The organism is Agrobacterium genomosp. 13 str. CFBP 6927 (genome assembly GCA_900012615.1).
GTDB lineage: Bacteria > Pseudomonadota > Alphaproteobacteria > Rhizobiales > Rhizobiaceae > Agrobacterium.
On sequence record LT009757.1, the window covers coordinates 1,544,264 to 1,558,257 of the forward strand.

Annotated in this window: 11 protein-coding genes; all 11 read right to left on the bottom strand. The window is 58.5% G+C overall.

All coding sequences use genetic code 11. From position 1 onward, the window contains the following. Positions 1–1,392 (bottom strand): ethanolamine ammonia-lyase subunit EutB, encoded by a 1,392-nt coding sequence (locus AGR13A_RS21350; protein WP_080839293.1) that lies wholly within the window; start codon positions 1,390–1,392, stop codon positions 1–3. Between the two features lie 8 nt (positions 1,393–1,400). Further along, complete coding sequence (gene hisN / locus AGR13A_RS21355; RefSeq protein WP_080839295.1) at positions 1,401–2,189, bottom strand: histidinol-phosphatase; 789 nt, start codon at positions 2,187–2,189, stop codon at positions 1,401–1,403. Continuing rightward, the gene (locus AGR13A_RS21360) at positions 2,189–3,124 is read right to left on the bottom strand and encodes a choline/ethanolamine kinase family protein (protein WP_080839297.1); all 936 of its coding nucleotides are present in this window, start codon (positions 3,122–3,124) and stop codon (positions 2,189–2,191) included. Before AGR13A_RS21360 ends, hisN begins: the two co-directional genes overlap by 1 nt. 49 nt (positions 3,125–3,173) lie before the next feature. Beyond that, positions 3,174–4,109 (bottom strand): phosphotransferase, encoded by a 936-nt coding sequence (locus AGR13A_RS21365; protein WP_080839299.1) that lies wholly within the window; start codon positions 4,107–4,109, stop codon positions 3,174–3,176. Between the two features lie 26 nt (positions 4,110–4,135). After that, entirely contained in the window at positions 4,136–5,428 is a 1,293-nt protein-coding gene (locus AGR13A_RS21370; RefSeq protein WP_080839302.1) for a Zn-dependent hydrolase, read from the bottom strand. Next, positions 5,421–6,182: a DeoR/GlpR family DNA-binding transcription regulator gene (locus AGR13A_RS21375; RefSeq protein ID WP_035225320.1), complete on the bottom strand. Its 762-nt coding sequence runs from the start codon at positions 6,180–6,182 to the stop codon at positions 5,421–5,423. Before AGR13A_RS21375 ends, AGR13A_RS21370 begins: the two co-directional genes overlap by 8 nt. A gap of 58 nt (positions 6,183–6,240) precedes the next feature. Beyond that, complete coding sequence (locus tag AGR13A_RS21380) at positions 6,241–8,076, bottom strand: ABC transporter ATP-binding protein (protein WP_080839304.1); 1,836 nt, start codon at positions 8,074–8,076, stop codon at positions 6,241–6,243. After that, entirely contained in the window at positions 8,076–8,993 is a 918-nt protein-coding gene (locus tag AGR13A_RS21385) for an ABC transporter permease (protein WP_080839306.1), read from the bottom strand. The genes AGR13A_RS21380 and AGR13A_RS21385 overlap by 1 nt, the downstream gene beginning before the upstream one ends. Beyond that, positions 8,993–9,973, bottom strand: a complete 981-nt coding sequence (locus AGR13A_RS21390) for an ABC transporter permease (RefSeq protein ID WP_035225317.1) — start codon at positions 9,971–9,973, stop codon at positions 8,993–8,995. The genes AGR13A_RS21385 and AGR13A_RS21390 overlap by 1 nt, the downstream gene beginning before the upstream one ends. Positions 9,974–10,048: 75 nt before the next feature. Beyond that, positions 10,049–11,632: an ABC transporter substrate-binding protein gene (locus tag AGR13A_RS21395; RefSeq protein ID WP_080839308.1), complete on the bottom strand. Its 1,584-nt coding sequence runs from the start codon at positions 11,630–11,632 to the stop codon at positions 10,049–10,051. 539 nt (positions 11,633–12,171) lie between these two features. Further along, positions 12,172–13,974 carry an NAD(P)/FAD-dependent oxidoreductase gene (locus AGR13A_RS21400; RefSeq protein ID WP_080840392.1) on the bottom strand — a complete coding sequence of 601 codons (1,803 nt, stop codon included), beginning with the start codon at positions 13,972–13,974 and terminating at the stop codon, positions 12,172–12,174. Positions 13,975–13,994 lie beyond the last annotated feature (20 nt).

Genomic DNA, 13,994 nt, shown 5'->3' on the forward strand with positions numbered 1-13,994 from the left:
TCAGGCTCCGATCAGATTGCTGCTGCGGACATAGTCGGAGAGCACGGCCGGCTCGCCAATCAGCGCACCGTCGCAATCCGTCAGGCCGATTTCGGAAAGCCATCTTTCGAATTCCGGCGCCGGCGGCCGTTTCAGGGTCTCGCGGCAATAGACAGCATCGTGATGCGACAGCGACTGGTAGTTCAGCATGATATCGTCGGCACCCGGCACGGTAATCACAAAATTGACATTGGCGGCGCAGAGCAGCGTCAGCAGCGTATCCATGTCCTCCTGGTCGGCATCGGCATGGTTGGTGTAACAGACGTCGACGCCCATCGGCAGGCCCAGGAGTTTGCCGCAGAAATGATCCTCGATGCCGGCACGGATGATCTGCTTGCCGTTGAACAGATATTCCGGCCCGATAAAGCCGACGACCGTATTCACGAGCAGCGGATCGAACTCGCGTGCCACCGCATAGGCGCGGGTCTCCATCGTCTGCTGGTCGACGCCAAAATGTGCATCGGCGGAAAGGGCGGCACCTTGTCCCGTTTCGAAATACATCACGTTTGCACCCGCCATGCCGCGCCCCAGCGACCGTCCCGCCTCATGCGCCTCCTTCAGCAGAGCCAGATCGACACCAAAGCCGCGATTTGCCTTTTCCGATCCCGCAACCGACTGGAAGACGAGGTCGACCGGAGCGCCGCGCTGGATCGCCTGGATCGCCGTTGTCACATGGCCGAGGCAACAGGTCTGGGTCGGGATCGCAAGTTTTTCCCGCAATTCGTCGAGCAACGAGACGATGCGGACATAGTCATCTGTCGCATCGGTTGCGGGATTGACGCCGATCACAGCATCTCCCGACCCCATCAGCAGTCCGTCGATGGCGGACGCCATGATGCCTCGGCTGTCATCGGTCGGGTGGTTGGGCTGGTTGCGGGTGGAAAGCCGTCCCGCAAGCCCAATCGTGTTGCGAAATCTTGTCACGACGCGGCGCTTGGCGGAAACAGCGATCATGTCCTGCAACCGCATGATCTTCGATACCGCCGCAACCATTTCCGGCGTCAGCCCCCAGGTAACGGCCTCAAGCCGGTCATGCGTCGTCTCGGGCTTGAGCAGCCATTCACGGAATTCGCCGACGGTAAGTGAGGAGACTGCGGAAAAGGCTGCCGGGTCGTGCCGCTCCGCGATCAGACGGGAAACTTCGTCTTCTTCAGACGAAATGATTTCTTCACTGAGAAATGCCTTCAAGGGCAGATCGGCCAGCGCCATCTGGGCCGCAAGTCGCTCGACCGGGCCTGCCGCGGCAATGCCAGCCAGCTGGTCGCCGGAGCGTTCCGGCGTTGCTTTAGCCAGCAGCATTTTCAGGTCATCGAAGCGGAAGACAGTCCGCTCGAGCGTCGTGGTATAGGGCATTTTTTAATTTACCAGTTGAGTAGTGAGAGGGCTTCGTCGTGAAGCCTTGGAGTGGCCGACGCCAGAACTCGTCCGTCGGAATGTATCGAAAGCGCATTGCCCTTCCAGTCGGTAATGCACCCGCCAGCTCCCGCGACAACGGGCACGAGAGCCATGTAGTCGTAGGGTTGAAGTCCCGTCTCGAGAGCGATGTCGCAATGGCCGGAAGCGATCAGACCATAGATGTAGCAGTCTCCACCGAAACGCCGCAGCCTGGCTTTGCGAGAGAGACGCTCGAAGCTTTCGGCTTCGCTGTCCACAAACATATCCGGTGAGGTGGTATAGAAACGTGCCTCAGGCAGGCTCTCGCAGCCGCTGGTGCGGGCCGGCTTGCCGGCAAAGAGTGCCTGTCCCGGCATTCCCTGCCACCGTTCACCGGTGGCTGGAATATCGATCAGGCCGCAGAACGGCTTTTCCTCGAAAGTCAGTGAGATAAGAGTGCCGAATAGCGGAAAGCCGGTGATGAAGCTCTTGGTGCCGTCAATCGGGTCGAGCACCCAGGTGAAGGCATTGCCTTTTTTGACGCCGAACTCCTCACCATAGATGCCATGGTCGGGAAAACGCGCCCCGATCATCTCGCGAAGATGTTTTTCGATTTCGCGGTCGGCGATTGTCACCGGGCTTTCGTCGAGTTTTGAGATCACGTCCAGCTGCGTTCTGAAATAAGAGAGCGCCAGCGGACGCGTGGTGTCGGCAAGTTCAGCGGCGAAGGCGTTATATGTCGCGGCCTCTTGCGGGCTGATATCGGTGATGGGCATCAGAGTGCTTTCAGGAACAGGGGCCAACGGGGATCGTGGATGATCGATCGGGCACGCATGTGCTTCCAGATTCCGTATTTGTAAAAGTCGAAATCGAGGGTCGAGATCCGGTTCTGCACCATCGCCCAAGTGCTCCATTTGATGTCGGCAAGTGCTTTGTGGACGATGAAGCGAGCGTGGTGCGACTTGTCGTAACGTCCGAAATATTCCTCGATTATCTCGCAGTCGGTCGCTTCCGAATAGAACATCTCGCCGCTCCAGATAGCGAGGTCGTAGAGCCTTTCATTGTTTGATGCATATTCGAAATCGATCAGCTTGATGGACTTGTCGTCGCCGATCAGGAAATTGCCGGGCATCGGGTCATTGAAGCAGGGAACGAGGTCGAGCCCCGATGCCTCAAGCGCGGCGCGTGCCTGCCGGTAGTTCCGCAAGAGCCAGTCGTAGTCGAGCGGCCAGTGGCCGCCAAGCTGGCGCACCTGATCGAAATGTTCCTCAATCATGTCGAAGACGGTTTTCGTGAGAGGCAGGGCAGGGGCGTCGTGAAACTGACGGTAGACGCGCACCGCTTCGTTGCGGATTGCTGTATCGGCAAAATCCCTGTGGGTCGAGGCGCGGCGACCATCAATGAATTCGGCAATTTCGATATCGAGGTGGTCGAGATAATCGAATGTCTTCGGCCCGATGCCGATCGCTTCCGCTTGCTTGCTGGCTGCTGCTGCGGCTTTGCGGTCGATGAACATTTCGGTGCCACGGCCCGGGATTTTCAGAAAATACCCTCGCTCTTCGCCTTCAACCTCGATGCGAAAATTGGTGTTACTGATGCCACCGGAGACAGGACGGTAGCGCAGCCTTCGTCCTTTCCATGGGGCCACCTGGACAATTGCGGCTTCAACCGCCTTTTCTGCGTCGGACCGTGCCGTTCCCAGTTCGTTCATAGGCTTGTTCCCGTTATCGTTTTAGCCTGTCGTGACGTATGGTCGTGCTCTAGAGCGATCGTAGCTTGGCCTCGAAATCCGGATGGCCAAGCAGCATCCGGCAGCGCAGGAAACGCCAGCCGGCATATTTCAGGAATTCAACGCCTCTTGGCGGCGATCGAAGCTCAAGCACGAGGCTGCGCAATGCCCAGTAGAGATCGTCTGCTGCGGCATAGACTCGGCAGCGATTGAATGCCTTTTCGCTGACGCTGCCATCATGCATTTCAAGCAGCGGCTTCATCTGGCTTTCGAACTGGTTGAGTTCGTTCATCTGCGCGCCGAGCTGATAATAGGGGTCGATATCGGCCGCCATGTCGAAATCGACAAGTTGCAACGCACCATCGGGTCCGAGCATCACATTCGAGGAATGCGGATCGCCATGGGCGGGTTTCAGGTCCATGCCGGCGGACGAAACCGCCTCGCGGATCGGGGTCATCCAGGACAGCATCCATTCGGCATCACCGGGTAGGCTGGTATCGCCAGCCGCAACGATCGACCAGAGATGGTCGATACCTTCGAATACCGACCATGTGCGGCCGGTAGAAACGCCGGTTGCGATCTTCTTCTGCATCTCGATCAATCGGGCGACACTTTCCGGTCGCATCAGATCGTCAATCTTCGCCGCTCGCCAGCCGTCGCCAAGCCGGGCAAACAGCGCGCTGCGGGTACCGCTATCGTAACCAACAGGCTCCGGTGAAAAACCAAGCTGATGAGAGCGGGTGGCGGCAGCATAGGCAGCCTTGCTTTCCACAAGATCGGCTACCTCGTCGGCACCAAGACGCAGGAAATAACACGCCACGCCGTCTGCCGGTGCGACCGCAAAATTACAGGATTCGACGGCATGATAGGATGGCGATGCGACAGCCGCCGTCGTTGACTCATAGGAAGGGGTATCGCCAATCACGGCCGAAAAGGCTGACAACGCCTTCTCAGCGCGGGCTTCCATCGCTGATTGAGGAGAACCCGTTTTCTTCATTCGGCAGCCTCGCTTAATTCCGCGGCCTTCACACCTTCGCAGGCGATCTTGTAAAGCATGTCTGCCAGTATCTGCGTGCCGAGGGCCTGGTCTTCGGGGGAGGTGTATTCGGTCGGGTGGTGGATTACGCCGTCACGGCTGTGGACCGCCAGAACCACCGCCGGGCAGACATCGGAGACGGCAACGGCATCGTGACCGCCGATCGTATCAAGGTGGCGGGCGGTTTGGCCGAGATGCGCCGCAGCGCTCTCCGCGAGCGTCACCAGACCCGGCGCGAATGTTCCTGCCTTGCGGCGGTCGATCGAGCGGACCTCTGAGGTTACGCCCGCTTTCAGCGCCGCCTCCTCGATCTTGACCTTCATCTTTCCTTCCGCCGCCGTCAGGATCTCCGGCGATCCCGAACGCAGCTCGATGAAAAGAACGGCTTCGGCCGGCACCACGTTGGGAGAATTGGGGAAGACTTCCAGGCGGCCGACGGATGTATGCAGGTCGAGGCCGTATTCCGTCGATAGCTGCTTGAGGTCGGCGATCAGATATGCCGCCGCGAGTACCGCGTCTTTGCGGTCGGCCATCGGGGTCGCGCCGGTATGGGCCTGGCGTCCTTGGAAGGCGAGGCGATATTTCGTGGCACCCCAGAACCGCGTGAAGATACCGAAGCGTTCACCGGCGCGGCTGAGCGTCGTGTCACCCTCGATGTGCAACTCGATCAATGCGTGGGGAATATCCACCTTATCCTTGCCGGCATAGCCGATCTCGTCCAGTGACTGGCGCACCGTAATGCCGTCGCCATCGGTCCGTTCGAGCGCCCATTCGAGTTCGAGGGCACCGGTAAACACGCTGCTACCGAGCAGGCTCGGCTGGAAACGGGCACCCTCCTCATTTGTCCAGTTGACGACCTGGAAGTTGCAGGCAGACAGCCTGCCTTCCGCCTTGAGACGTTCGCTCACGGAGAGAACCGCCTCACAGGCGGCTATGACACCGAGCGCGCCATCGAAACGACCGCCGTTCGGCTGGCTGTCGATATGGGAGCCGACCATGATCACCGGCGCGTTGGCGCCGGCCAGGGTCATCTTGCCGAACTGGTTGCCAATTGCGTCGACGGCCTGTTCAAAACCGTTTTCCGCAAACCAGCGGCCGAGCCAGTCGCGCGCCATTCCATCTTCCCTGGAAAGCGTCAGGCGGGTCATCGATCCGTCTTGGCCGCCGCCAAAGGTGGAGACTGCTTCCATCAGCGACTGGAGCCTCTCGGCATTGATCGGTGCAGGGGAGGAGGAGGAGACGTCAGGCATGTATGATTTCCACTTTGGATTGACTGAATTGATCTGAAAATTCCCGCGCCATGACGCCGCTGGTCACTACCGCATCGATATCGCTGAGGCCGAATGTGTGGATGGAGCCTAGGCGGCCGAATTTGGAGCTGTCGGCGACGACGATCGCACGTTTGGCCTGGGCCTTGGCGACCCGGCGCAGGATCGCCTCGTCTTCACCAAAGTCCATGAACCCGCGTTCCGGATGAATGGCGCTGATGGCGATGATCGCAAGATCGAAGAAATGTTCCTTCAGCGCGGCCACCGTCTCATGGCCGTAGGTTGCCTGGTAGTCGGGGCGCATGCGGCCGCCCAGAACCCGTACGCTTGCCTGCGGCAAATGGAAGAAATGAGCCGCGACCGCCAGCGAATTGCTGACAACGGTCAAGTCCTTGCGGGTCTCGATATGTTTCAGGCAGGCAAGCGTCGTTGTTCCCGTATCGATGAAGACCTTCATACCGTCTTCGACGAGAGACGCTGCGGCCTCGCCGATCTTGGCTTTTTCGCGGGAACTGACGCGCAATCGATCCGTAAAAGGCTGATCGCTTTCCTGCTGGTCGAAAACCGCACCACCATAGATGCGGCGCGCATAACCGCGCATCTCGAGTTCCTTCAGGTCGCGCCGTATCGACTCCTGGCTGACCTGCAGATGATCGGCAAGTTCCCTTACATTGACGCGCTGGGTCTGCTTCAACATGTCGAGGATGAGCTTGAGGCGATGTTCAGTGAAACTCATGAATGCACCCTGGATTATAGTGATCATCGCGGCCCCTTCGATGGTGCCGCAACCATGTTCAGGCCGTAGCCATTAGACGGGTTTCGTCATCGAGAGCCAATGGCTGGATGAGATGACAGGCGGCGAAATCCTGGCGGCCACGTGCGGTAAGGGCGGGCTGCAGGCTGCCGCATCGTTGCATCGCACGCGGACAGCGCGACTTGAAGCTGCAACCCGGAGGAATATCGATCGGGCTTGGCGGTTCACCTTCCAGCAGGCAGTCTTCCGGCTGGTAGCGGCGTGCTTCAAGTGTCGGCATCGCACTGAGCAGCGCCATTGTGTAGGGATGCCCAGGATCGAAGAACAGCCGTTCGTTATCGGCCAGTTCGAAGACCTCGCCGAGATACATCACCGCCACCCGGTTGCAAACCTTGCGGACCATCGCAAGGTCGTGGGAGATGAAGATGTAAGTGAGGTCGTATTCCTTCTGCAGCTTCTGGAAAAGATCGAGAAGCTTGAACTGTTCCGTCTGGTCGAGGGCGGACAGCGTTTCGTCCATGATCAGGATTTCAGGCTCGAGAACCAGCGCACGGGCGACGTTGATGCGCTGGCGCTGGCCCGCACTCAGTCCGAGTGGCAGTTCCTCGTAGAGGTCGGCGGAAAGACCGACCTCGCCCATGACCTTGAGTACTCGCTCACGGATATTCGCACTATCCTTCCATCCGTGGGTGCGAAGCGGCCCTTCGAGCATCTTTCCAACCGATGTGCGTGGCGGCAGCGAGCCAAAAGGGTCCTGCAATACCATCTGCAGCTTCTTGCGGAAGGTAAGAAGCTCCTTGCCGCCGAGCGTTGCGATGTCGTCCTTGCCACACAAGACCTGTCCGGAACTCGGCAGTTCCAGCCGGCTTAGAAGCCGCATGAGCGTCGACTTGCCACAACCCGATTCACCGACGATTGCGAAACTGTCGCCGCGGCGAACGTCGAAGGTGACGTTGCGAACCGCACGGACATTGTTGAAGCCGCCAAATCCGGTCTTCTTCTTCACCTTGTAGACCTGCGAGGCGTCGCGCAGGCTCAGGACAATATCGCGCTTGTCTGCGAGGCGCGGCATCTCGGTCTCTTCGATCCAGATCTTAGGCGTCTGTTCGACAAGCTCCTTCGTATAGGCATAGGCTGGGGCAGCGATCAGCTTTTCGGTTGCCTGCTCTTCGACGATGCGGCCTTTCTCCATGACCAAGATCCGGCTGCAGGCTTCGCGGGCAACGGGAAGCGAGGAAGAGATGAACAGCACGGCGGTATCGAAACTGTCAGTCAGTTCCTTCATCAGGCGGATGACCTGGGCTGCGACGGTGACGTCGAGCGGTTGGGTGACATTGTCGGCAATCAGCAGCGCCGGATTTGTTACCAGCGCATCAACGATCAGTGCCCGCTGCATCATGCCGCCGGAAAACTGCGAAGGATAATCACCAAAGCGACTGCGTGCCGAAGGAATACGGACGGCTTCCAGAAGCTCTATCGTGCGCTTTTCCGCCTCCTGCCGGGAGGTGCCTGGAACGACAGCGCGCAGTTTTTCGACGATCTGTGAGCCGACCGGCAGCGTCGGATCGAGTGCGCCCATCGGATTGGCGCCGACATAGGCGACCCTGCGGCGCAGGATCCGCATCTCGTTCTCGGAGATGCCGTAAATATCCTTGCCTTCGAAGAGGACGTTGCCGGAACGGACGGAAAGGGGCGGTTCCAGCCAGTTGACGACGGCCTTCGACAGCACCGTCTTGCCGGCGCCGCTCGCCCCGACGACACCGACGATTTCTCGCGGCGCAAGGCTGAAGGAGATATCGTCAAGAATGATCTTCGCCTTATCCGAGCGACCGGCGTTAACGGTGAGGTTTTTCAGCTGAAGAAGTGGCGTGATCATCACTCTGACCCTCCGTGGATGGTGTTGCGGGCCCGCTCCAGCGAAGCGCCTATGAGATTGATGCTGGTTAGTGTGAGGCCGAGGAAGATGCCGGGCATGGTGGCGATCCACCATGCATTCAGAAGATATTTGCGGCCATCGGCAATGATGTTGCCGAAGGTCGGCGTCGGCGGCTGGACGCCCAGGCCGAGGAAGCCGAGCGTCGATTCGAAGATCATCATGCGCGCCACATCAAGCACCGAGGTGAAGATCACGGGTGGCAGGAGCAGCGGCAGAAGCAGGCTGACGATGATGCGGAAATCGGTCGAGCCTCCCAGTTTCGCAGCGCGCACATATTCCCGCTGCCTTTCCGTCATCACGATGCTGCGCATGATGCGCGCATAAACCGGCCAGCTTGACAGACCGAGCACCAGGACGATGGCCGGAATTGTCGGGCGCGATACGCCGAGAACGGCGATTGCCAGAATGATCATCGGGATAGACAGCTGCGCATCGGTCAGGCGCATGATCAACATGTCGATGCGACCGCCGAAATAACCGGCAATCGTGCCGAGAGCGCAGCCGATGATGAGTGTCACCGCAACCGATGCAATGCCGATCAGGAAGGAGTAACGCAGGCCGACAAGCGACCTCACCAGCATGTCGCGACCGATCTGATCGGTGCCGAGCGGGTGGCCCCAGCTCCAGTTGTCACCGAGGAAAAGCGGCGGCAGAAGCCGGGCCTTCACATCCATCTTGGTGGGATCGATGCCACTGATTTCCGGATAGAGCGCGGCGGCGATCGCAAGCAGCAGGAAGATTGCAAGGCCGATGCGGAAACCCGGCGTCGATGCGGCGCGATCGAATATGCGGCGCGCAATCGAGCGGCTTGCCATTTTCGATGTCATCGGGGTGTTGAGTGCGGATGTGATGGACATCAGTATTCAAGCCTCGGATCGATGGTGGTTGCGATGAGATCGACAACAATGTTGATCAATACAAAGATGGCGCTCGTGACGATCGCTATACCCTGGATCAACGGAAAGTCGCGCTGCAGCACGGCATTGATGGTCAGAAGGCCGAGCCCGGGATAATCGAAGATATATTCAACGATGATGACGCCGCCGAGCAGGCTGGAAAATTGCACACCGAGCAGGTTGAGAAGCGGCACCGAAGCGTTGCGCAGCGCATGGTTGGAGATGATCCGCGAACGGCTCAGGCCACGTACGCGGCCAACCGACACATAGGGCTCCATCATCTGGCCGGATACGGAACTCACCAATGTGCGGATCAGCACGGGAGACAGTTCCACCGCCAGCACTATTGCTGGCAGAATAGTGTAGGCGAAGCCCTGATATCCAATTGCAGGCAGCCATCCGAGCTTGACCGAGAAGAGCAACGCCAGAACGATGCCGAGCCAGAAATTCGGTAGCGAGATAAATATCGATGATATGTAGAAGGCGAGTTTGTCCGGCCACCTGCCGATCGAAAGCCCGCCCGCGATGCCGATGATTGCCGAGAAGATCAGTGCGATCACAAGCGTCACGGCCGCCAGTTGAAGCGTCATTGGAAGTGCATCGAAAATCAGGTCGAAGACTTTTGCTCTTTCGCCGCGAGTTGTGTCGTTGAATGTCGCGCCACCGGTCGAAGCGCCGTTTGCCGGGCGCACGAAGGACTGGCCGAGATCGCCGCGAACCACGCCGCCCATGTAGCGACCGAATTGCACCAATATCGGATCGCGAAGACCCATGTCGGTCGCGATCTTTTCGATCAGTGCTTCGGGCGCCATGCCACCCGCCATGAGGCGCACCGGGTCGCCTGGCACTACCCGCAACAGGGTAAAGATCAGTAAGGACACAAGGAATATTATGATGGCGCCCTGAACGAGGCGGCGCATAAGGAAGTTCACGGCAAACATTCAGTCACTCCGCTCGAAAAGCCACGGGCAAGTCCACACGCCGCCGGATGGTGCGCGGCGTGTGGCTGATAACGGTCAGGCAGCAGGCTTGGCGGCGTCTATCGATCCGTCGGGATAGATGTACATGCCCTCAAAGTCCTTCTGCATTGCGTGGATCATCACGGATGTGAAAAGCGAGAGGGCCGGCATCTTGGAAGCGATGAGCGGCATTGTTTCTTCCTGGAGGATTTTCTGGCGTTCTTCCAGCGTCGGTGCAGAACGCTCCTTGTCAAGGCTGGCATCGATCTCCTTGTCCTCAATGCCGCAAATGCGGTGCGAGGTGGAATGGAAATGGGTGCGGAGAACGAGATCCGGTTCCGGAGAAGCTGTCGACCAGCCGCAATCGACCATGTGACCCGGGCCGCCGCCGGGGCGATGGTAGAGCTGCTCGTTCCAGGCTGCTGGCTCAAGCACCGTCAGGCTGACGTTGAAGCCCTGCTCCTGTAACATGGCAGTCAGCATCTCACCGTACTCCTTGGTTTTCGGGTAGAAGCCAACGGAGGTGATGTATTCAAGCGGGGGCAGTCCCTTACCGTTCGGGAACCCGGCCTCGGCAAGCAAAGCCTGTGCTTTCTCCGGGTCGAATTTTGGATAATTCGGCAGGTCGACATACCCAAATTTGACCGGCGAGACAAAATTTGACGAGGCATGTCCGGCCGAGCCCATCAGCTCCATGATCATGTCACGATCAATCGAATGGCAGGCGGCAAGGCGGATGCGCGGATCGTCGAAAGGAGGTTTGGAGCAGCGAAACCACAGATATTTGTTTTCGACCGAAACGACCTTGTTGATGTAGATCGCGGGATTGTCCTTGATGGAATCCACCTGTTCGGGCTCCAGGCGCTCAACGATTGAGGCCTGGCCATTCATCAGCGACAGCATGCGGGTGGTGGAATCGCCGGTGAAGGTGAAGTTAATGCCGGGGATGGCCGGCTTGCCCTTGAAGTAGCCGTCAAAGGCCTGCATCACAGTGTCGTTGCCGCGCTGTTCGACGAATTTGAACGGACCGGTGCCATTGAGCCGCTGGGAGAGTGGGCCGCCGGGGCCACCAGCGACATCCTTGGCCGACATGATCGGCAGGAAGGATGCAAGAAATACGAAGAGATGGGCAGGATAGCCACCCTTCGATGTGTCGACGATGACGGTGTAATCGTCAGGCGTTTCGATCGTCAGCGTCTCGGTCGGGCCGGGATACCACTGCGCGGGACGATCTGCCCGGGAACCATATTCGAACGTTGCCTTGACGTCCTCTGCCTTGAAGGGCTTGCCATCATGGAAGACGATGCCTTCGCGCAGCTTGATCTGCAGTCGATGAGGGTCAAGTAGTTTGATGTCTGTCGCCAGTTCGTAAACGACCGCGCCCGGATCATCGAGTTTCATCGGCGTGCGGGTAAGAAAGCCCATGACGAAACCTTCGATATTCTTCTGCGAAAGAGTCGTATGAGCGGTCGGATCCCAGTTGCCGGTGATGTTTTCGGCCGACAGGAAGGTCATGGTCTTTGCGGTCTGCGCGAAGGCTGACGAGATGAAGAAGTCAGGATTAATCTGCATATAGCCGGCGACGGCGGCTGCGCCCACGGATCCTTGCAGGAAGCGACGACGATTGATTTCCGAACACATCGAGTTCCCCTTTTTTTCTCTTGAAAACCGTCATATCAGTCAAAACGGTCAAATCAGTCATAAGCAAAAGGCGTGCCAACTCGAAAAAATGGCAGAAATCCACGATTCAGAGCGAAGTTTTTGTGGGATTTGACCATTTATTGGTCGAATGAGAAGGAATTAATCGGCGGGTGTTGTCATTGTTGACGCTGCTTTCCGCTACGAACTATTCAAAGCCGCCTATTTTAACGACAACGTCGATACACTCGGGCGAGCGATGCTCACCTGTTTCTGGCCCGGTTTCGAGAATGGAGCTGGCGATTGAACCGCTCATACAGCCGAAGCGCTAGACTAATATCAGTCACTGCGCGGGCGATGCCTTCATATGAGCATCAACAGCGGTCGCTGAAAGTTCATGCTAGGCATACCGAGCTTGTTTCAGCAAACCGGCTTAAAACGGCGATGCCGCTCATGACTGGCGGCAATGGTGCAAGCTTTATCATTTCCAGCGTTCAAATTGCCGGCCCGTCTCAATGAGGCGGGCCGATGCTTGGGCCGGATCAGGACAGATGGTGCGGCTTCTGCTGCCCATAAACCGGTGTCTTCAGGCCAACCTGCCTGGCTTTGAGCTGGAGCGATAGATATTGCGAGTAATGGCGGGACTGATGCAGGTTGCCGCCGTGGAACCATAGGGCATGCTGTTGGGTCGGCTTCCACATATTGCGCTGTTCACCTTCCCATGGTCCAGGGTCCTTGGTTGTGTCGGAGCCGAGCCCCCAGCATTTGCCCACCTTGTCCGCCACCTCACGTGAAATGAGATCGGCCGCCCAGCCGTTCATTGAACCATAACCGGTCGCATAGACCACCAGATCGGCGGGCAGTTCCGTGCCGTCCTTTAGCACAACAGCATTTTCCGTCAGGTGCGAGATATCCACCCCCGATTTCAGCTTGATCGAGCCGTCGATTACGAGGTCACAGGCCCCGACATCAATGTAATAACCCGACCCACGGCGCAGATATTTCATGAAGAGGCCGGACTCGTCATCGCCGAAATCGAGCATGAAGCCAGCCTTCTCCAGTGCGGCATAAAAATCGGCATCCTGTTCACGGATTCGGTTGTAAACCGGAACCTGGAATTCATGCATGATCCTGTAGGGCAGGGATGCGAAGATAAGGTCCGCCTTACGCGTCGTCATGCCGCTTGCCACCGCCCGCTCGGAATAGAGGTCGCCGAGACCGATATCCATCAGCGAGTCCGATTTGACGATATGGGTGGAGGAACGCTGCAGCATGGTAACATCAGCCCCGGCCTCCCAAAGTGCTGCGCAGATGTCATGGGCGGAGTTGTTGGAACCGATGACCACGACCTTCCTGCCGGCATAGGCGTCCGGACCCGGATGCTGCGAGGAATGCTGCTGTTCGCCCTTGAAGATATCCTGGCCGGGTAGTTTAGGAATATTCGCCTTACCGGACATGCCAGTCGCCAGCACCAGCTGTTTCGGCCGCAGCACGACCTCCTTGCCGGCTCGGTCGACAACCACGGTCCATTCGCCCGTCGCCTCGTCATATTGGGCCGACTTGCAGGTGGTGGAGCCCCAATAATTCAGCTCCATGACCTTTGTATACATTTCCAGCCAGTCACCCACCTTGTCCTTGGGCGTGAAGACCGGCCAGTTTTCCGGGAAGGGAATGTAGGGCAGGTGATCGTACCAGACGGGGTCATGCAGGCAGAGCGACTTGTAGCGCTTGCGCCAGCTGTCGCCCGGCCGTTCATTCTTTTCGATGATGATCGTTGGCACGCCGAGCTGGCGCAGGCGGGCGCCGAGTGCGATGCCACCCTGTCCGCCACCGATGATGACGATATAGGGCTGTTCCGAATAGCCGAGGTCGGCGGCCTCAGTCTCACGTTTTTCTTTCCAGGTTCGGCGGTTGCGGTCGTGGCCGTGCTCTGCGCCCATGGGCCGGCGGATGCCCTTGGGTTCTTCATGGCCCTTCAGTTCGCTCATTGTGGTGAGCAGGGTCCAGATGAGCCCGTCCTTCAGGCGGATGTGGCCATAACCACGGGCAACCCCGGTTTCGAACTCGAACCAGCCCTCGGTGACACCGCCACCTTCCGAAGCCTGCTCCTTCACATCCTGCACGAAGCCCGAGGGTTTGATGGCGGAAAGCTGGCTCGTCAGCATGTCGCGGATCTGCTCACGGCCTTCCAGCGTCTTCAGGTTCCAGGTGAAGGTTACGAGGTCGCGCCAGTAACAATCGGCCTGAAACAGGTTGACGGCCGCGTCTATGTCTCCATTTTCCAGCGCATTGCCGAGTTTCGAAAGAACCGTGTCGATTTTGGTGGCGGGACTGACATCAAGCATATTCATCTCCTCCAAGGTGC

Excerpts from the sequence above, each read along its gene's own strand:
- AGR13A_RS21360 (WP_080839297.1), bottom strand. The coding sequence starts at position 3,124 with ATGAACGAACTGGGAACGGCACGGTCCGACGCAGAAAAGGCGGTTGAA.
- AGR13A_RS21385 (WP_080839306.1), bottom strand. The coding sequence starts at position 8,993 with ATGTCCATCACATCCGCACTCAACACCCCGATGACATCGAAAATGGCA.
- AGR13A_RS21380 (WP_080839304.1), bottom strand. The coding sequence starts at position 8,076 with ATGATCACGCCACTTCTTCAGCTGAAAAACCTCACCGTTAACGCCGGT.
- AGR13A_RS21375 (WP_035225320.1), bottom strand. The coding sequence starts at position 6,182 with ATGAGTTTCACTGAACATCGCCTCAAGCTCATCCTCGACATGTTGAAG.
- hisN (WP_080839295.1), bottom strand. The coding sequence starts at position 2,189 with ATGCCCATCACCGATATCAGCCCGCAAGAGGCCGCGACATATAACGCC.
- AGR13A_RS21395 (WP_080839308.1), bottom strand. The coding sequence starts at position 11,632 with ATGTGTTCGGAAATCAATCGTCGTCGCTTCCTGCAAGGATCCGTGGGC.
- AGR13A_RS21400 (WP_080840392.1), bottom strand. The coding sequence starts at position 13,974 with ATGCTTGATGTCAGTCCCGCCACCAAAATCGACACGGTTCTTTCGAAA.
- AGR13A_RS21365 (WP_080839299.1), bottom strand. The coding sequence starts at position 4,109 with ATGGAAGCCCGCGCTGAGAAGGCGTTGTCAGCCTTTTCGGCCGTGATT.
- AGR13A_RS21390 (WP_035225317.1), bottom strand. The coding sequence starts at position 9,973 with ATGTTTGCCGTGAACTTCCTTATGCGCCGCCTCGTTCAGGGCGCCATC.
- AGR13A_RS21350 (WP_080839293.1), bottom strand. The coding sequence starts at position 1,392 with ATGCCCTATACCACGACGCTCGAGCGGACTGTCTTCCGCTTCGATGAC.
- AGR13A_RS21370 (WP_080839302.1), bottom strand. The coding sequence starts at position 5,428 with ATGCCTGACGTCTCCTCCTCCTCCCCTGCACCGATCAATGCCGAGAGG.